The organism is Acidisarcina polymorpha (genome assembly GCF_003330725.1).
Lineage (GTDB): Bacteria > Acidobacteriota > Terriglobia > Terriglobales > Acidobacteriaceae > Acidisarcina > Acidisarcina polymorpha.
In genome coordinates this window covers 66241-84115 of record NZ_CP030842.1, presented here as the reverse complement: position 1 = coordinate 84115, position 17875 = coordinate 66241, and the positions used below count along the sequence as shown (strand labels likewise).

Below are 17875 nucleotides of genomic sequence, written 5' to 3'. Positions count from 1 at the left end.
CCGCTGGATCCGGGTGCTCACGGTCGTCGACCAGTTCACTCGCGAGTGCCTGACCCTGTTCGCCGATACGGCATTGAGTGGTGAGAAGGTGGCCACGGCGCTGGACAAGGTGGTGGCGCTTCGAGGCGCACCGCAATTGATCACCGTCGACAACGTACTAACACAGGAAGGAAAAGCTGGAGAGAAGAGAAGGTCCCTTAGCATCCCGTATGGGATGTGCTTGACGACGACTGTACCTCCAAGTGGCTTCCACGAGCAAGGGCTGAGCGTTCGACCATAGCGACACGAGATCTGCCGAAGAGCGCAGTCTCCACTGTACTCAAAATGAAGTCTCAACCAAGTGAAAGGCCGAATCATTATCTACGAGGTCCTTACGGCCTCGACGGCCCAGGTGAAGCGGCTCTTCCACTTGGTGCCGCTGCCTCATAGAAGCAGCGGAAGTCGGTACCGGTCTTGATGATCCCATGAGCCACGCGAGCCATCTTGGCGGCGACGGCGACATACGCCATACGCTTGCGGTCGGCACTGGCAGGATCACGCCGGAGATATCGTTCGAACTTGTCTCGGAAGCTGTTCTCTCGCAGCCTCACAGCCACAGTGGCGGCCATCCAGAAGGCGCAGCGAAGCCGTGCGTTGCCGTATTTCGACAGCTTGGTCGCTCCTCGAAACTGGCCCGACTGCTGAGTCGAGAGATCGAGGCCACAGAACTTGAGGAACTGACGATGGTGATTGAAGCGGCGCAGGTCGCCGGCTTCGGCCAGGATCGTGAGCGCCAGGATAGGGCCGATGCCTGGCATCTGCTGGAGACGCCTGAAGTCGACGTTTTCCTTCAGGTGAAGCGCAGCTCGTTGTTCCAGTTGATCGCGGAGCTGGCAGAGTCGGATCATCTCGCCGAGTACGACGCGGAACATCGCAACGGCCTCTGAGTCCTCAGCAACGGGGATCCCGATGGAGGACTGGGCCGTGCGGTAAATATCCTCTAGCAGCCGCTGTTTACTTACCTTGCGTCCGACGACCGTCCACGCTTGCTGAACGAAGTCTTCCATCGAGAGGCGTGCAATCAGGGCAGGCGTGGGGAAGACCTGAAGGAACGCGAGAAGCCACTCAGAACGCGTGGCATGATAATACCGCTCTATCTCCGGAAAGTAGAGCGGCAGGTAATGGGTCAAGAGCCGATGCTGGGTCCGGGTCTTCTCAAGAGAGATCTGCGCATAGGTGAGCGACAGCTCCTGAAAGTCATGGATCTGGTTCACGAGCGGGTCATGGTAGTGCTGAGTCACGCCGGTCTTGAGCAGATGGAGCAGGACCTGGGCGTCCTTCGGATCGTTCTTGTCCCAGGAGTTATGCATGGCTTCGCGGGTTCGCGCCACAGCGAGGGACGCGATCAGCTCCAGATGGAAACCCTCGGCCTGCAGAAAGTGCGCCAGCGGCCTATGGTAGTTCCCAGTGGCCTCGAAGACGATGCGCACCGGGTGCTTCAAGCCATGAAGAAAGTCGGCAAACAGTCGGAACTCGACTGCGGTGTTGGGCAGGATCAGGCGCTTGCGGCTCTTCCATCCCGGAGCTTCGATCAGGACATCGTGACGGAGCTTGGCAATATCGATCGCTACCAGAACGGTGGACGGTTGAGTAGGCTGGACAAGGGACATGGTTGGTTCTCTCCTAAAAGTGAAAGTAGGCATACGTTCAGCTTAGGAGACCTACGGCCAGCCATGGCCCAGGAAGTCGGATCTCGGTCGCTACGCTCCCCAAACCTGACTTCCTGCCTTCCTCAACCTCTTCCTTCCAAGTGCTTCGTGTGGTGCTACGGGACGGAGTTCGCCTCGAAGGCGATGGACCTGTGGGCCTACAAGAATGGAGTGCATCTGGACTTCATCCGACCTGGCAAGTCGGTTGAAAATGGCTACATTGAATCGTTTAACGGAAAGCTGCGCGATGAGTGCCTGAACGTGGAAGTCTTCTTCACCCTGGCTGATGCTCGCCGCAAGCTGGGCTTATGGTGCCATGACTACAACCACCGCCGTCCACACTCGGCACTGGCCGATCGGACACCGAACGAGTTCGCAACCATATGCAGCGGAGGAAAAGATGGCGATGGAACCGCCTTGGAAAACGCTGCGCGTTTCCCACTTTCCCTCCGCACGGCTGCGGCTGGGTTTTCTCTGAAAAGAGATCCGTCTTCAAGCCTGTTGCTGGAGACCATCACTTGAGTTACATTAACTGCAAATCTGCCGGTAAATCCGGCACGAATCGAACCACGCAGGCCAAATTTTCCAACCTCCTGCGGCTCAGTTTCCCGGGGCGGGTCAATGCTCGGCAGAGCCTCTGGCAAGCGGCACGACGGCGGAGAGATAAACCGGCGTCCACCGGTCGAGGGTGTAGCAGAAGTTTACGCACAGACGCTTCCTTAGCCGTAGGAGCCATCGGCGGGATTATGTGGGAAAATCCTCACTGGCTACCTTGGCGCGTGGCGAAGATTCGCAGCCGCAGGACGGACAACTGAGAGTACTGTACTAGCGTCTACACTAGGGAACGCGCCTAGGACCCAGTGTCTGGGGCTCGTTAGAACGATGGAGCAGGGGAGCTGGGTTTTCGCGATTTCCCTGGCTTGTCGGCCGAGAAGGAGAATCGCACTGGCATCGGCCGGACCCTGCCTATCCATAGTAAAAATCGCTACTCTGTTGTGGCATCACTCCCGTTTCTCTCACACCATCGACAAGCAAATTTACGCAACAGTTCACGTGTTTTACGTGGATTAATTCTCCGGGTTTACTCCCGCAAATTGTCAGGACGCCAGGACGCCTACAGAAGGAAAAAACGCAGAGGTTGACCATGAGAATCGCGAGCGATGCCAGCTAACTCTCCGGCCTTCCTAAAGGCGCTCGACAGTAGTTTGCGCCAGCCATTCGGCAGAGTGTCTCATTGTGCTCTAAGAAACGCTGAGTGTATCGACGGCGTCACCGTGTAAGCTGTTCGCGCAATCCGGTACTAATTTCTTGTAGAGATTTGCGTGTAGTTGTTTGGTGATCTGGTAGCAGTCGCAGACGGCGGCCTCGAGCTTTTCGCGATCGAGAATCCGGACGTGGCCGCCCCGGTATTCAATCAGTCTCCGTTCCTGTAAGCCGGCGGCAACCGAGGTAACGGTCGTAACGCTGAGCACCCAGCTTCCTTCGGTTCGTATCGCCTTTATACGGCGTTCTCTCCAGCGCATCCCACTAGAGAGCGCTATGGATGACATCACGATTGCCGATCTGGAAGCCAAGCTGGCATTAGCCACTGAGGCTTTGCGGAAGTCCGAGGAACGGGCTACGGCGGGAATGCTTGCGCTCGAAGTCATGCACGACATCAGAAACCCTCTCGAAGCTCTGAGGAACCTGACGTACTTGGCCTCCTTAGAGGCCAATAACCCAGATCAGGTTCGCAGGTACACGGCGCTGGCCGAGGAACAAATGGCCATCGCTCTCGACATTGCAAACAGTACCCTTAGCTTTGCAAAAGCGCCCATGAATCCCCGCTCAGTAAATCTGGTCGTATTAGCAGAGGCTGCGCTCCGCATCCATCAGCGAACGATCGAGGCCAAGCAGGTGAGGTTGCTTAAAGATCTTCCCGGGGATGTCGCTGCCCCCGTTTATACCGGGGAGATACTCCAGGTTCTCTCCAACCTCATTCACAATGCTCTCGATGCTCTTCAGCCAGACGGCACTCTGTGTCTCCGATGCAGGCAGAGGCAGGAGGAGGTCCACCTTGTCATCGCGGATAATGGACACGGCATCCCCCATGAGCACGTGAAAAACATCTTCAAGCCTTTCTTCTCAACTAAGGGCGGACAAGGCACGGGCCTGGGCCTGGCGCTCTCGAAAAGGATTGTTGAACGCCATCGCGGAACGATAAAAGTGAGGAGCAGTGCTCGGCCGGGCAGAAGCGGAACTATCTTCAAAATCTCTATTCCGGCTTAAGGTTCCCGCCGAAACCGCAACCATGGAAGTCTGGTGGCTGTTGTCCAATCAAGGGAGCAACGGCTCCGGTAACCCCACCCAGCTTAACCTTAATCACGTATGTTCCCCTGGTCCGTGGCGCGACGTTCGTCTGACGAGCTATTGTCCATTGAATTTGCATGAAGCCCCGATCCCCGCTTGGACAGTAGCTTTCATGTTCCCAGTATGTTATTGACTTGTACGGCAAATGGCCGTATGCTAATTTTATGGCACAGACTCCTGATACCGCACGTCTCGAAGCGCGCCTCCCGGCTGACATTCACGCGATGCTGAAGCGCGCGGCGGAGATCGAGGGACGCACCCTGACCGATTTCGTCGTTTCATCGGCACGCGAAGCGGCCTGCCGAACCATCGAAGAGGCTGAGGTTTTTCGCCTGTCCGCCGAGGATCAGCGCCAGTTTGCGGAGGCTCTCTTGCAGCCGCCCGCGCCTAACGCCGCGTTGCGGCGGGCCGTTCAGCGCCGCCGTGAATTGTTCGGCGTGTGACCGCTCCTTTTCGTCTTGAGCCGCTTTCCGAGGTGCAAGACCGCTCCGGCTTCGCCTGCGGCGAGGAGGCACTCGACCGCTATTTTCAGTCGCAGGTGACGCAGGATATCCGCCGGCACATCGCCAACTGCTTCGTAGCGATCGACGCTGCTACCGGTGCTCTCGCCGGTTACTACACCATCGCGGCAACCAGCATTCCCACCCCGGACCTGCCGGCAGAAGTGACCAAGCGCCTACCGCGCTATCCATCCATCCCGGCCGTCCGCATTGGCCGTCTAGCCGTCGATCAAAAGCACCAGCGCCGAGGCCTGGGCGCTGCGCTGCTTGCCGATGCCGCACAGCGGACCCTTGACGCGCCGCCGGCCGCCTATGCCCTGGTCGTTGACGCTAAGGATGACAACGCTTCCGCCTTTTACCAGCATCACGGCTTCCTGCGGTTCGCCAGCCAGCCACGTACGTTGTTCCTGCCTCTTGCAACGGCGGCCAAAATTCTCTTGGGCCCTGCATGAAGAGGCTTTTCGCACGATAGGCCTAAATCAGGGCGGCAGCGTCAGGCGGCGCGCCAATGGTCGGGGTTCTTTTTGTTATTTAGGTGGCGACACACGCGACATGAGGCGAGTGGCTTTGCTTCTTCGCCCAATCGATTGCTTCCTTCTGCGTATTGGTTGGTTCCGCCATTTCTTTCGTAACTCTGGCAACGATAGCCCTATCTTCGGCCGTAGGCCCTGTTGATTTATTCCTCATTCCATCATCTTGTCATCTTGATACAAACGACGGGCTGATACTGTACTCGATGGCTCAAAGTCGGTCGTGTTAGAGTGCCCCAGATTTGGCTTCCTATCGTGACTGTGCCGACTGATTCAGGCGGCTCAGACTCTACGTGACTCACCGAGGGGTTTGCAAAGGCCATTTGCTCGCAAATGCACTGCCTGTCCCAACGCGCAAGCGCAAGGCACGATGTCAAGCTCAGCCGGCTGAATATGTGCGGCCTTTGTGAAGTCCAACAAGAACGACTACCGCGACGGGTATACCGCATAACGTAAGCGACCCAATGAACTGCACCCCTTCATCCAGTAGGCAGCGTCCAAGACTCTCAGTTTCGCCTCCGAATCGCGGCCTTTGAAGGAGGTTACTTTGGTTGCAATGGCCTCATCCTGAAACAACTCATCTATTTCAGCACGTTCCTCTTCTCGAAGAGCCCAGAACTTCTCTCCGAGCGGGATCTGGGGAGTGACATCTTTAATACGTTCTTCCGCAAGGTGATGCCAGCGACGATTACGAGACTGATTGAGCACAGCCCGTATGGGGCCAAGATCCTCGCCCTCCACAACTGCGGTCTTTTTGGGGACTACCAGCGCCTGCTCATACCCGTCGATCATTTGCTCAAGTATCTTCACGGCGGTGATCCCAACCGATCACTGTCTGATCGAGATCGCGAATTTGGATTTCGACTTTACCCTCTGAGTCCGCGAGCGGACCTACGTTGCCGACATGACAATCACCGCATATCCATACGGGGGGACCTTCCGGTACGCTCTGTGCGGAATTCAAATCCAGCCACTGATAGAACTGAAGGGTATTGCCCCGCACATAAGCGTGCGCTGACTCGGACATCTTTGCCTGCCGACGCCCCTCAAGGACGCGCATTCTATCGCCCGGTTTCACGGGAGCTTTTCTTGAAGACATCTCTTTATCTCTCCCGCTAGTTCGTTGATTCTTGATACTTCCAGCTAACTGTTCAAGCTGTGGTGCGATGATCTGCCCAGGCCCGCTGCAGCTTAGCTGCAGCCTCTTCGACAGGGACTATTTCGCGTGAAGGATTACTGTTTCTCCACGCCAGCAGCCAGGCTGCGGATCCGGCGAGTAAACCTAAAAACAACGTCGATTCATGGAGCTGCGGTCTCCTCTTCCTCATTCATTGCGTTCCTTTGATTGATGCCCAGCAGCCGGTCATCAATAGGTTCTGCCACTAATGCATCGGCTTGTGGTTTAGGCCGATTTTCTCCAGGACGGAGCGACCATATCTTCATCCTCTCGGTTACGTAGAGGATTGCGGCGATAACAACGAGGAAAGACATCGTCAGTAGAGACTGTTGCAACCAGTTCGCAATCACCCAAGAGTTGAGCACCATTCCCCTCAAGGGGCTGCCTCTAATTGGCATGCAGGACACGTCTGCCGATGTCTTCGCATATATTCGGACAGCGATCCGACGTTGTTCAGTTCTGCACGGGTTTCGCGTCGTTTTGCGTCGGAGGCCGCCATACCGGGGTCGGAAGGATCCTTTTGATAGGCCAGCTGCGTAAACCGCTTTTGAGAACTACGCAGAGATGAACCTAGCTGACGATAGCGTTCACACGACATGATTGGCCTCTGTACGCTTTGGTGCTACTTTAGTCTCACCTTGCTCTGTAGCCGGAATTCTGCGTCTAACTTTGCAGCATAGTGAACGTGGAATCAGATGTCTGTCAGGTAGGCTACAGGGAAGCTAGGTTTCGGCGGTTGAGGTGCGCGCTTAATCTCTGGAAGGCGAGGAATCGAGATGTCCACTGTTACGTTCAAGAACACACTCCTAAAAAGCCTGGCTCCTGAGATCATTGCGCGCCTTCATCTCCGTCCCGTCACATTCGAATTGGAGCATGAAATTGAATATCCCGGCAGGTCGATTGAACACCTCTTCTTCGTAGAGGAGGGAATGGCCTCAATGACCACTACCTTTCAGAATGGCTCCCAGGTTGAAGTCGGGATGTTCGGATACGAGTCGGTCATCGGTGTGTCCGCCCTGATGGGAACCAAGCAGAGCCTCAACCGTGTCTACACGCAAATTGCAGGAAAAGGCTACTCGTGCACCATTGAGGTTGCGAGAAGAGAATTCCGGCTGGGCGGCGTTTTCCAGGAGATGGCGCTGCGCTATGTTCAGGCTCAGCTTGTGCAGGTCATTCAGTCTGCCGGCTGCAACGCAACGCACAACCTTGAGCAAAGGCTCGCCCGATGGTTACTGATCTGTGCAGATCGAGCCCATAGCGACACCTTCGAGATGTCGCATGAGTATCTGGCCCAAATGTTGGGAGCGAGCAGGCCGACTGTCTCGACGACGGCCTTCATTTTGAAAGGACGTCACCTCATCGAGTACAACCATGGAGTGATCCGCATCCTCGACGTTTCCGGACTTGAAAAGGTGGCGTGCGAGTGCTATCAGGTCATCAAGGAGCACCTCAATAACTACGCCGAATTCGAAAGCGGCATCACCGCATAGGCTTAGAAAGCGTCAAGTAGTCTTCTTTCCAGTCGCATTCTAGGACTTCTTGAGCTTGAGGTAATGTGGCGTAAAGAAGAATGGCCGAATAGACTGCGCATCGGCCATCATCGAAGGTGACAATGACGCCGCCATCGAGTCTTTGCGCTTCGATAACGAGCGGTGATGGAGTCGGTGGCATAAGCAATAATGTCGCATTGCTTATTATTAGTCTGTTCTGAGAACGACAAAGATACAAGTTTATATTTTCTCGGGCGGAGCCACTCTCACACAACCACTATGACCTGTCGTAAGGTGGGCCTCGGTAATCTTCTCAAACGCGCCGCCGATCATCGGCCCACATCGCCTATGGGCCGGTAGTCGGTTTAGGAGGCTTTACGCTTTTTGAGGTCAGCAGCGGCACTCTTTTCGTCCTCAACGCTCTTCTTCTCGGAGGATTTCTCTTTGCCTGATTTTGGCTCTTCGGGCGTGTTGGGCGGAACCCTCTGCCTCCAAGGTCAAAGTCAGGAGCTCGACGGCCTCCTCCATACCAAGTGCCTCGGCCATCGCGATAGCTGCCTGGTACCCCGCAATCTCGTAGTGCTCGGTCCTAAAGGCGGCCCCAATAATGCCTGAGTCGAAGGAAGCTCCCTCTTCATCCTTTTCGAGCGCTTCGGTGCCCTCTTGGGTCGCCCTGAACGCAAATTGCGCAATTTGTTATCAGGATCAATTGAGCCACTATGCCCAAAAATGAAAATGACGGCCCGAAACGAACCCCGACACCGCGAGAAATAGCCTATGCGGTGGAAGTTCTTAGCAACATCCTCTACTTCATTGAGAAAGACTTGGACTATCCCGAAGCGATTAAGACGTACCTCTCGATTACAGTACGCTCCATGGAAACTCTCAGGGCCGCTGCTTTGACAGCTCAGCTGTGGGAGCCGAGACGAGCGAGGTTGCGGGAATTTCTTCCAGATGCGCCAGCAGCCGGCCACACAAATCCGCTGCCTCTTGCAGCTTCTGCCGAAGAGAATCCTGGACGGCAGTGCGAACCATCATCCGCGAGGCCCCCTCGCCCATCCCCGCCACATCCACCGGCAACTCTGCATTGTCATACGCCAATAGATCAAGCGTGCGGCGCGCGATGCCCATGGACTGATCGCCGATCCGCTCGAGATCGCTGTTGATCTTGATTACCGACAGAATGAAACGTAGATCGACCGCCATCGGCTGTTCTTTGGCTAGTAACTCGTACGCCATTTCGTCGACTTCACGGTGGGCCAGGTTGATCGCGGCCTCGTTGTCGCGAACATGTCCCAGCAGTTGCCCCTGCGGCTCATCGAGGGTGTGATACCGCGCTCGTTGAGCACCTGGTTGAACTCGTGATTGCGCAAAACGGGACTTTGGAAATTTCCATTCAACCTGACTCCTTGATTAGCACCTGCTTCAGCCATGCCAGGGGTACAAGGCAGGAAGACGTTGGGGGGCGACACTGCCAAGGGCTGCCCGCACACCAAAATCACCGGTTCTTGAGATCGTCAAAATATTCCGGCCCACCTGCCCAACCAATAATTTAGGGGTTAGCTCCGCCATCGGATGTACTGAGGTGCTCACACCAACTCCCCCCGCCTCGCGCGAAAAAGATGGAGGGCAGGGAGGCGGCGGGACGGGGAACGAGGGCCGGCATAGCGCACTCTACGTTGTCAGTCATGCATGACAAAAGACATTGTTCATGCGGTACATCCATTTTGTTCCTGAACATGTAGGCCGATTCTGAATGAGACTTGACCCGCGCAAGCCATTGAACACAAGGCAGGACTGTTGGTCGATGCCAGAGCACCTTTGTTGGGCCTCCCGAGCGTAGGCGCGCCGGAACACATCTTCCCTGCACACCGTCCTACTCCGAACTTACGCTTCGGATTCGCTTTGGCTGCCAGGTATAGCTTTCGCTGGAGTACTCACCTTGTCGAATGCATTGTTCCCGCATAGCCACGCAGGCAACGAACCGACTACTCCTGCAGCAGGACTGTCACCTGCAAGAGACTGAGCAGCTTCTCAGTCCCTCAAAACGGAACGTCGTCGTCGGTGATCTCTGTCGAAGTCTAAACAGATCGCGCCTTCCCGGTGGTGGAAAGAACTTTTCATCCTCAAGCGCTTATAGTCGAATAGCATCGTTTTCGCATGCAAGCGGAAAAAGATCCTTGTAGTCCGGAATGTATTTCGTTCAAAACCATGAACCGAAGCCGTTGTGGTCGTCGACCATGTTCCGCCAGTGCATCGAGCGATGCGCCGGAGAGCCGGCCGGACTGGACAAGAGCGTCACTGGCTTTGTCTGAGTCAGTGCTTCCTGGCGTTGCCAACATTTATGGCGCTCCTCTGCCTCGACGAGATCCGTTTCGGAGCAAGCGGTAGCAACGGTCTCAAAGCAATAGAGACAGATGGATTTCATCGTTCTGTTATTCGTGAAACGATGATGGAAATCTGGGGAATAAGGTCTTCGCATGGGTAGATACTCCATCAAACTACCGGATAAATCTGGCACGTAGAAGAGCCAAAGCTTACGTCTGAACGCCTCATGCGCGACAGCACTTCCCGGACCAACCTGGCGACTGTGATCCCCATCAACAACCCAAAGTGAGGCATGAACTAGAGACCAGGACTACTGTACCTTCCTTAGTTTAGCGGCCGTAAGAGCTTTGTTTCCTACCCGACATAGTCTAAGCTTGCGAGGTACACCGTGAGAGAGGGTGTGGAAGGGATTCATGAAGAATCCGGCCCAAACTGCATTTGACCCCGAAGCCTACCTTGCCACTGCCGGAGTCGGCCGCAAGATTGTGCGATTCATGGAAGGCCATGTCTTGTTTTCGCAGGGAAGCCGCTGCGATTCGGTCTTTTACCTTCAAAAGGGCCGGGCCAGGCTCACGATTGTTTCCGCAGCCGGAAAAGAAGCCACGATCACCGTTTTCACGGCCGGCGACTTCATTGGAGAGGCATGCATTGCGGCGGCTGCCGGGCCGCATCTGGCGACAGCGACAGCTGTCACCGGGTGTAGCGCACTCAAGATGGAAAGAAAGGAGATAATCCGCGTTCTGCATGAGCAACGTGCCTTCTCCGATCTGTTTATAGCTTCTCTGCTGGTCCGCAGTATGCGAACCCAAGCCGACCTTGTTGACCAACTTTTTAATTCCAGTGAAAAGCGTCTGGCAAGAGTTCTGTTGTTGATGGCCGAGTTCGGGCAGCCGGGAGAAGTCGCCGACGACAAAACACTCATTCCGCCGATTACGCAGCAAGCCCTGGCCGAAATGATTGGAACGACCCGGCCGCGCGTGAGTTTTTTCATGAATCGCTTCCGCAAGCTGGGATATGTCGAATACAAGGAGCGCATTTACGTTCACAGGGCTTTGCTCAACGTGATTCTGCACGACCAGGTTTCCGGAGCAAACTTTCAGAACGCCTCTCTTCTGGACGAAGGCAGGGACGAATCCGAGGCGGCAAGACACCGGGCAAAGTCCCTTCGTGCCATTTCGCGCTCTTAACGCCTGCCGATTAGCCTGTCAGCAGGTGCCACTTATTGGTTGACACAACTTACACAAAGGTAGCGTTGTGCAACCCTGCACTCAAAAGTTAAGGGCCTCTGTAATTTCTTGAGTTTGTGCATACGTCCCTCCGTGAAATACCTCATTCTATGAGGCCTAAGGTCTTCAGGTGAAATGGAGCCTGCGCTTTTGCTTCGGCAATTGTGGTACCAAGTAACTGCTAAGGAAAGTCAAAAGGTTGTTCACCAGGAACAGCACTTTTGCAGACGACCTCAAGTGTCGAGATCCGAACCGACTGGTCAATATTGACCAGCTTTCAGCGAGGTAAGGACGTAGAAATGGTCAGTCCTTACATGCCAGGGTCATGGTACAGACTCGGCCGCAGACACTTTCGTCCCAAAGCTGAAGACTCCTTGGTTCACTCGTCTTAGCAAGTGCTATTTAAGTGCTGCAAATCTTTGCTGCATTTCGCGTCTAAGCTGGCACCTTCAAAGCGCCCAAAGTCGGGTAGGCAAGTCTCTGGCGCAAGCTCTCGAATGGGTGACTTTCGACTTTCGCCGTCTTCTGCACGATGTTTTCTCCCCTTTGAAGCGGAAAGGTTGTGGCTGTCCCTCAGACATGCCTTGGCCCGGGGCCCACTCTAGCAAGGCGGCCAGAGGCCAGTCTGCTTCACATACCGCGCCTTTTCTTATCCGGGCAGTTGCTCTTGTTCTTAGTCCATTGGGTAATTGGGTAGGGAACTGTCTCCGTTGGAATTGAGGCAGGACAACCGTCAACCCCATGGCCGAAACAAATTGTGCATGTAGTCTTCCTCCGGGGTTAGATCGAACCGATGGTGTCGCGTACCCCATCAATATTCTGCTGACATTCCGTCGCGCCAACGGCCCAAGGTCGTTTCCTTTTTGCCTCTCGGAGAAACGGTGGAGATTAAAGGCGCGAAAGGCGCATCCCGGCAAACAGGCACTAGTGTCTCATTGTGAGCATATTCATGAAGCCGATGAACCTATGCTGTGATACCGCTTTCAAACTCGGCGTAGTTATTGAGGTGCTCCTTGATGACCTGGTAGCACTCACAAGCCACATTTTCGAGGCCGGAAACGTCGAGGATGCGGATCAGTCCATAGTTGTACTCGATGAGGTGACGTCCTTTCAAAATGAAGGCCGTCGTCGAGACAGTCGGCCTGCTCGCTCCCAACATTTGGGCCAGATATTCATGCGACATCTCGAAGGTGTCGCTATGGGCTCGATCTGCACAGATCAGTAACCATCGGGCGAGCCTTTGCTCAAGGTTGTGCGTTGCGTTGCAGCCGGCAGACTGAATGACCTGCACAAGCTGGGCCTGAACATAGCGCAGCGCCATCTCCTGGAAAGCACCGCCCAGCCGGAATTCTCTTCTCGCAACCTCAATGGTGCACGAGTAGCCTTTTCCTGCAATTTGCGTGTAGACACGGTTGAGGCTCTGCTTGGTTCCCATCAGGGCGGACACACCGATGACCGACTCGTATCCGAACATCCCAACTTCAACCTGGGAGCCATTCTGAAAGGTAGTGGTCATTGAGGCCATTCCCTCCTCTACGAAGAAGAGGTGTTCAATCGACCTGCCGGGATATTCGATTTCATGCTCCAATTCGAATGTGACGGGACGGAGATGAAGGCGCGCAATGATCTCAGGAGCCAGGCTTTTTAGGAGTGTGTTCTTGAACGTAACAGTGGACATCTCGATTCCCCGTCATTCCATAGCATAAGCGTGGAGTTTGTCTTAGGAGTGGCCAACCAAGTGACGACCTTCATCATGTCGGACTTCAACCGGCCCTATCAACCGAACGGGAACAACGGGAGCGATCACGCCTGGGAAGCAATCTCTTCGTCCTTGGGGGCGCCGTGAAAGGCGAAAAGGTCTACGGAACCATGCCCACTCTCGCTCTCGGGGGGGACCGGACGACTCCGGCAGCAACGGCCGATGGGTTCCCACCACTCTCTCGATGCAATACGCCGCCACGCTGGCTTCCTGGTGCGGCGTGCCGACCTCTCAGCTAGCCAACATCTTTCCAAATATCGGCAACTTCCCCAAGGCGAATCTCGGCTTCGTTGGGTTAGGGTCTTAATACTTTACGAGAAAGGCATACGACAGTCGGCCTTCTACTTCCAAGCCGGCGCAACTATGGTGAGAATACGACACCAGAACACCCGTCGCCTGGCGGTTCTTAGAGGAGCCTGAGTCGCGCATTGTTATCGATGAGATGAATTACTCATCTGCTGGAAAGGCTTTCCCACCAGATAGGACGATCGTACAGCCGGGGGCGTGAGCCAGCTACCTCGGTAAGTCTTAGACTTTACTCGAAGGATTTTCTGCCAGTGATCCACATGGCCAATTGCCATCGGCAACTCGTCGGCGCGGAAACACAGAACTGTCTCCGTCGAGTGAAACGAGACCCCGTCCTTTAAGCGCTGTCGTCCGTACATTATGGGTGTTTGGTCTGTGCGAAAATCCAGCTTTGATATCATGTACACCTTACATGTTGGATTCCCATACTCGCCTTCCTTTTTTAAGAGAAGGTCTCCGACCTTCAGGCGAAATTCTGCAGACTGTGCGGCGTGGAGCTCCTCCATCTTCAACTTGAGCTGTCCCTTTATCAGCCTTACTTCCTGCCTCATGTTGTCAATTTTGCCCACGGTGGACTCCTTAATCTAAGAGTAGGCAGGCTGGCGCGGCGAGGCGTACGAGATATCTCGCACATCAGAGTGGCCTACTCTGACATCGTCAAGCGTCGCCCACCTACCTACCCGGCGAAGTTATCATGTAGCTTATGGCGCTTGTATGGTCAATAGTGAACATTGCGTCCTATTTTCTTCAGCCTTCTAAAACCGCGAGCAATCTGTAGCCGCTCGTGAACGGCACAATATCAGGGAATGGCACGTGTCAAAATGGATGTCCGGTGACAAGAAAGGGTTTGGTCTGCTTTAAGCTTCCATTGCTTGGCAGCAGAGGTGATCGTTTTCCTTCGCTTCAAGTTCTTGCTCAGTCGGCATAGAGGCAACCATCGAAAGCAGAAGAGGCAGATCGAATCGGCCATTCCGTTTTTGTTCAAGCTTCGGGCAAAAACTTTGATGGGGTTCGAGCTGGACCGGTGCATGGCTTTCCTCCCTTCTTTGCCCGAGGATGTGCTTTGAAGAGTACGACCTAGGATTGTCCGAAGTCCGGTCATTTCTGACCACGGCTGCTCGGCTGTGGCTCCTTGCCCTGCGCGTTCTGCTCTGCGCTGCTCGATCCCTCCCTTTTGGGTCCGTGAACATCTTGCAAATCCGTACACTTGGTGCGGCTGATGTTTCAAAATCGACAAATTAGGGCCGCTTTTTGACCAGCATTAACTCGAGCCGTGCGTTATATCTTGCAGCGCTATATCGCATATCTGCGGAGTTTGTCGCCTGGAGTCTTTGCCGGGCACAGGGCCAATGTTTCTGCATGCACTATCAACAGATAGCGGCAGATACCTCGACAAAGTGGACTAACACTGCCTCGCCAAGAACGCGCCCTGGGCGCACTTGCTAAACGTCACTTCCCGCACCACGTGCAAGGTGGCTATGTGACGAAGCGGTGTATCGGTCGTGCCTTCTGGAGAAGTCGTTATACACAACGTTAAAATCGCTCACTCCATCGAGGCCGAAGAGCTGAGACCAGCCTGACGCGGCACTATCATCCGGATACAGCAGACAAATGTTTTTAGAAATGTGAGCAATTGAGCTCAGACCGATGACAGTCGAATCGATACTCTGACCGAGAGTGCTGACGAACCCCAGCGGAAGGCAATGATTTTAATTAGACGTCTAACCATCGCGTCCCCGTCTTCTCTCATCGGACAAAGCCGGACCGTTCTCACGATTCAATCTTCACAGGATTTACCCTGACGATTGAGAGGCCGACCTGAGGCACCGATCTATTGAATGCTGAAGCTTATCCAAGCTGCGATGTACTTACCGGAATGAAGCAAGAGGCGCCATGAGAGTCACTAGTCGTCTCGATCGCTGAATCCGGACCAAGAGACAGTCTTACAGTATGAGCCGCGCTGAGGAGACCGCAATCATCTTCTACCTCGGCGGGGTTGCTTCACAGCTTGCACGCTCATTTAACCCTCTGCGCCCGAATGTTGCCTTCTACAGATACCCGGGACCCGCCGGAAATCCTGCACTTATCAGTGGAAAGTAGTAATAGTGATCGGCTGCCGTCCATCAATTTCCCATGGTGATGTCATTCTGTGCGCGAGGTAACGTAATGCTCCGCATCACTTGCTTAATTCTCTTCATCACAGGAACCGTCAGCCTTGCCGAAAACGTACTCACGCGCAACTACGACAATGCTCGTAGCGGCGCTAACCTGAACGAGACAATCCTCACTCCCGCGAACGTGGGCGGCCTCAAAAAGCTCTTCACTGTGAACGTTGACGGCGAGGTCTATGCCCAGCCACTCTACATGGCTAACCTGACAATCGAGGAGGTCACACGAAATGTCGTCTTCGTTGCAACCATGAACAATAGCGTTTACGCCTTGAATGCCGATACCGGCGCCCAGCTTTGGCATGTACGGTACGGCACCCCAGTCAAAACGACAGACGTCCAATACTCCAAGAACCCGAATATCAATCCCTCGTCACCGACGGGGATCCTCTCAACGCCCGTGATCGATCCGGCCTCGGGAATTCTTTATTACGATCACGGCGAGGAACTGACTTCAGGGTCCACAAAGACCTACAGCCACCACCTGGAGGCGATCGACATACACTCCGGCAATAAGCTCCTGAACTCGCCGGTGACCATCAGCGAGCCCTACACGACGGCAGACGGCACCTTCAATTTCCTCGCCAAAAGCGAGAACCAGCGGTCCAGCTTAGCGCTTGCCAGTGGCAACATCTACGTTATGTTCGCGAGCCACAACGATCAAAGCAATGGCTATCACGGATGGGTCTACGCCTACTCCGCGAGTGATCTTGGCTTCGTTGCCAGCTACATGACCACAACTACTGGAGTCAAGGGCGGCATTTGGCAAGCTGGCTCCGCGCCGGCGATCGATACGGCGGGAAACCTCTACATCTCAGTTGGAAATGGCGACTACGATTTAAGCCCGAAAGGCGTCCAGCAGACTGGCGAAAGTTTCATCAAGCTCAGCCCGACACTCACACTCCTCGACTGGTTCACGCCGCACGATGCCGGATCTCTGAACTCAGGAGATATGGACCTTGGCTCGTCCGGCATTCTGCTTGTCGATGACGAATACATCGTCGGCGGTGGTAAGGCTGGCGTGATCTATGTGGACAACACCAGCAACCTCGGAAAGTTCAACTCGTCCGAGGACCAGGTTCTGCAAGAGTTCCAGGCAGTCTACGGCAGGGGATCCAGCCACATTCACGGAACGCCGATTTATTTCAGCGGCAAGGTCTACGTTTGGGGCGAGAATGACTATCTTCGAGGCTTCCATTTCTCGAGCGGTTTGTTCAACACGAGTCCGTTCGCCGAGAGCAGCATGACAGCGCCCGTAACCCATGACAATGGCGCAATGCCCGGCGGCTTCTTGTCCGTCTCCGCGAACGGCACGACAAACGCGATCATCTGGGCATCCACTCCCTACAACGCTAATGCCACGGAAGCTACAGTCGAGGGTGTGCTCTATGCTCTGGATCCCAATACGCTCAAGGTGCTCTGGAGCGATAAAATGCATGACTCAAGGGACGACGTTGGGATGTTTGCCAAGTTCGTTCCCCTGACTGTGGCGAATGGGAAAGTCTACGCAGTCAACTTTGGACCAAAAGGAACGACCGGTGCTGCAGGACAATTAGTTGTCTATGGGTTGGGCCAGTAAACTCATCCACGATCCGTTCTTCGTGCCTTTGTGCGGGCAGATAATGCACACGAGCGCGCCGAACACCTCATTAGTGGAGAGGGACGGCCCGGCCGAGAGCCATTGTGAGCTATGTACATCGGGTGAGTTCGGGCGCTCCCTGGGATTAAGTACGGCAAGATGTGTTCTTCGGCTACGTAGTCACACAATCCGCCGCCAGTCCTCCACACGTCCAATCACTGTGGGCTCCTCGAAGTCTAAACAGACCCTTACCTCCCGGTGATGGAATGACTTTCTGTCCTTCAAGCGCTTATGGCCGAAGAGAATCGACTCTCCACGCAAGGAGAAAAGGATTCTAGTCACCATGTACACCGCTTGTTTGGAATGACCGTAGGTTCCTTCTTCCAGTCGTAGCAGGTCTCCGGTCTTGATGTAAAAGAGAGCAGACTCTTCAGCGTAGAGTTGGTCCCGTTTAGACTTGAACTCGGCTTCCAGAATTCTCACGTCTTGCTTGAGCTCGTCAATTCTACTCATGGGCGATTACATCCTCTCGGTGGGACTATTGCAAACGAAGTCAATCTAGTGAACGTACGGCCGATCGATTGTTGCACAAGAGGCCGAGAGATCTTGAAAACCCAGTTCTCGGATGACACCGATGGTTATGGCTGAAGAACTTGCGGGCTTCTCTCTAAATGGATCGAATCGAGGAGGGAGGGGCCGAATAGCAACGGTTGATCTCGGTGTAGTGATTTAGTGTGATCCCGCTACCGGATCGGACGCCTTGAAGACGGAACAG

The 17875-nt window shown here is 54.7% G+C and carries 17 protein-coding genes and 1 pseudogene; 8 read left to right on the top strand and 10 right to left on the bottom strand.

Annotated features, from left to right (window positions below):
• Nucleotides 1–13 precede the first annotated feature (13 nt).
• The gene (locus tag ACPOL_RS31215; RefSeq protein WP_114211276.1) at nucleotides 14–280 is read left to right on the top strand and encodes a hypothetical protein; all 267 of its coding nucleotides are present in this window, start codon (nucleotides 14–16) and stop codon (nucleotides 278–280) included.
• Nucleotides 281–371: 91 nt separating this feature from the next.
• Here ACPOL_RS31215 and ACPOL_RS31210 read toward each other — a convergent pair whose 3' ends face one another.
• Nucleotides 372–1649, bottom strand: a complete 1278-nt coding sequence (locus ACPOL_RS31210) for an IS110 family RNA-guided transposase (RefSeq protein ID WP_114205959.1) — start codon at nucleotides 1647–1649, stop codon at nucleotides 372–374.
• Nucleotides 1650–1808: 159 nt separating this feature from the next.
• Here ACPOL_RS31210 and ACPOL_RS31205 point away from each other — a divergent pair.
• Nucleotides 1809–2210 (top strand): annotated as a pseudogene (locus tag ACPOL_RS31205) (integrase core domain-containing protein); the annotation flags it as partial.
• 719 nt (nucleotides 2211–2929) lie between these two features.
• On the opposite strand, the gene ACPOL_RS31200 reads toward ACPOL_RS31205, so the two are convergent.
• Nucleotides 2930–3160, bottom strand: a complete 231-nt coding sequence (locus ACPOL_RS31200) for a helix-turn-helix domain-containing protein (RefSeq protein ID WP_114211274.1) — start codon at nucleotides 3158–3160, stop codon at nucleotides 2930–2932.
• Nucleotides 3161–3227: 67 nt separating this feature from the next.
• On the opposite strand from ACPOL_RS31200, the gene ACPOL_RS31195 reads away from it, so the two are divergent.
• The 3 genes from ACPOL_RS31195 (at nucleotide 3228) to ACPOL_RS31185 (ending at nucleotide 4989) form a co-directional block, all read left to right on the top strand.
• Entirely contained in the window at nucleotides 3228–3956 is a 729-nt protein-coding gene (locus ACPOL_RS31195; RefSeq protein WP_114211273.1) for a sensor histidine kinase, read from the top strand.
• A gap of 245 nt (nucleotides 3957–4201) precedes the next feature.
• The gene (locus tag ACPOL_RS31190) at nucleotides 4202–4480 is read left to right on the top strand and encodes a type II toxin-antitoxin system TacA family antitoxin (protein ID WP_114211272.1); all 279 of its coding nucleotides are present in this window, start codon (nucleotides 4202–4204) and stop codon (nucleotides 4478–4480) included.
• Nucleotides 4477–4989: a GNAT family N-acetyltransferase gene (locus tag ACPOL_RS31185; protein ID WP_114211271.1), complete on the top strand. Its 513-nt coding sequence runs from the start codon at nucleotides 4477–4479 to the stop codon at nucleotides 4987–4989. Before ACPOL_RS31190 ends, ACPOL_RS31185 begins: the two co-directional genes overlap by 4 nt.
• Nucleotides 4990–5493: 504 nt before the next feature.
• Here the strand turns inward: ACPOL_RS31185 and ACPOL_RS35645 are convergent.
• The 3 genes from ACPOL_RS35645 to ACPOL_RS31170 form a co-directional block, all read right to left on the bottom strand.
• Nucleotides 5494–5877, bottom strand: a complete 384-nt coding sequence (locus tag ACPOL_RS35645; RefSeq protein WP_150133210.1) for a DUF2252 family protein — start codon at nucleotides 5875–5877, stop codon at nucleotides 5494–5496.
• The gene (locus ACPOL_RS35640) at nucleotides 5864–6166 is read right to left on the bottom strand and encodes a DUF2252 family protein (protein ID WP_114211269.1); all 303 of its coding nucleotides are present in this window, start codon (nucleotides 6164–6166) and stop codon (nucleotides 5864–5866) included. The genes ACPOL_RS35645 and ACPOL_RS35640 overlap by 14 nt, the downstream gene beginning before the upstream one ends.
• A gap of 200 nt (nucleotides 6167–6366) precedes the next feature.
• Nucleotides 6367–6612, bottom strand: coding sequence for a hypothetical protein (locus tag ACPOL_RS31170; RefSeq protein ID WP_114211268.1), 246 nt, complete (start codon nucleotides 6610–6612; stop codon nucleotides 6367–6369).
• A 408-nt stretch (nucleotides 6613–7020) separates the two neighbouring features.
• Here ACPOL_RS31170 and ACPOL_RS31165 point away from each other — a divergent pair, with 408 nt between their 5' ends.
• Nucleotides 7021–7734, top strand: a complete 714-nt coding sequence (locus ACPOL_RS31165; protein WP_114211267.1) for a Crp/Fnr family transcriptional regulator — start codon at nucleotides 7021–7023, stop codon at nucleotides 7732–7734.
• 414 nt (nucleotides 7735–8148) lie between these two features.
• Here ACPOL_RS31165 and ACPOL_RS35250 read toward each other — a convergent pair whose 3' ends face one another.
• A complete protein-coding gene (locus ACPOL_RS35250) occupies nucleotides 8149–8340 on the bottom strand; it encodes a DUF892 family protein (RefSeq protein ID WP_338026813.1) in 192 nt (63 codons plus the stop codon).
• Between the two features lie 279 nt (nucleotides 8341–8619).
• Nucleotides 8620–8997: a phosphate signaling complex PhoU family protein gene (locus ACPOL_RS31150; RefSeq protein WP_338026812.1), complete on the bottom strand. Its 378-nt coding sequence runs from the start codon at nucleotides 8995–8997 to the stop codon at nucleotides 8620–8622.
• A gap of 1478 nt (nucleotides 8998–10475) precedes the next feature.
• On the opposite strand from ACPOL_RS31150, the gene ACPOL_RS31140 reads away from it, so the two are divergent.
• Nucleotides 10476–11249, top strand: a complete 774-nt coding sequence (locus tag ACPOL_RS31140; protein ID WP_114211263.1) for a Crp/Fnr family transcriptional regulator — start codon at nucleotides 10476–10478, stop codon at nucleotides 11247–11249.
• Between the two features lie 1003 nt (nucleotides 11250–12252).
• Here the strand turns inward: ACPOL_RS31140 and ACPOL_RS31135 are convergent.
• Nucleotides 12253–12966 (bottom strand): Crp/Fnr family transcriptional regulator, encoded by a 714-nt coding sequence (locus tag ACPOL_RS31135; RefSeq protein ID WP_114211262.1) that lies wholly within the window; start codon nucleotides 12964–12966, stop codon nucleotides 12253–12255.
• 512 nt (nucleotides 12967–13478) lie between these two features.
• The gene (locus ACPOL_RS31125) at nucleotides 13479–13922 is read right to left on the bottom strand and encodes a hypothetical protein (RefSeq protein WP_114211261.1); all 444 of its coding nucleotides are present in this window, start codon (nucleotides 13920–13922) and stop codon (nucleotides 13479–13481) included.
• Nucleotides 13923–15519: 1597 nt separating this feature from the next.
• Between ACPOL_RS31125 and ACPOL_RS31115 the strand changes: the two genes are divergently transcribed.
• Nucleotides 15520–17100, top strand: a complete 1581-nt coding sequence (locus tag ACPOL_RS31115; protein WP_161557681.1) for an outer membrane protein assembly factor BamB family protein — start codon at nucleotides 15520–15522, stop codon at nucleotides 17098–17100.
• A gap of 180 nt (nucleotides 17101–17280) precedes the next feature.
• Here ACPOL_RS31115 and ACPOL_RS31110 read toward each other — a convergent pair whose 3' ends face one another.
• Nucleotides 17281–17613 carry a hypothetical protein gene (locus ACPOL_RS31110; RefSeq protein WP_114211258.1) on the bottom strand — a complete coding sequence of 111 codons (333 nt, stop codon included), beginning with the start codon at nucleotides 17611–17613 and terminating at the stop codon, nucleotides 17281–17283.
• Nucleotides 17614–17875: the final 262 nt, after the last annotated feature.

Excerpts from the sequence above, each read along its gene's own strand:
- ACPOL_RS31210 (WP_114205959.1), bottom strand. The coding sequence starts at position 1,649 with ATGTCCCTTGTCCAGCCTACTCAACCGTCCACCGTTCTGGTAGCGATC.
- ACPOL_RS31110 (WP_114211258.1), bottom strand. The coding sequence starts at position 17,613 with ATGAGTAGAATTGACGAGCTCAAGCAAGACGTGAGAATTCTGGAAGCC.
- ACPOL_RS31195 (WP_114211273.1), top strand. The coding sequence starts at position 3,228 with ATGGATGACATCACGATTGCCGATCTGGAAGCCAAGCTGGCATTAGCC.
- ACPOL_RS31190 (WP_114211272.1), top strand. The coding sequence starts at position 4,202 with ATGGCACAGACTCCTGATACCGCACGTCTCGAAGCGCGCCTCCCGGCT.
- ACPOL_RS31115 (WP_161557681.1), top strand. The coding sequence starts at position 15,520 with ATGCTCCGCATCACTTGCTTAATTCTCTTCATCACAGGAACCGTCAGC.
- ACPOL_RS31140 (WP_114211263.1), top strand. The coding sequence starts at position 10,476 with ATGAAGAATCCGGCCCAAACTGCATTTGACCCCGAAGCCTACCTTGCC.
- ACPOL_RS31135 (WP_114211262.1), bottom strand. The coding sequence starts at position 12,966 with ATGTCCACTGTTACGTTCAAGAACACACTCCTAAAAAGCCTGGCTCCT.
- ACPOL_RS31165 (WP_114211267.1), top strand. The coding sequence starts at position 7,021 with ATGTCCACTGTTACGTTCAAGAACACACTCCTAAAAAGCCTGGCTCCT.
- ACPOL_RS31170 (WP_114211268.1), bottom strand. The coding sequence starts at position 6,612 with ATGGTGCTCAACTCTTGGGTGATTGCGAACTGGTTGCAACAGTCTCTA.
- ACPOL_RS35640 (WP_114211269.1), bottom strand. The coding sequence starts at position 6,166 with ATGTCTTCAAGAAAAGCTCCCGTGAAACCGGGCGATAGAATGCGCGTC.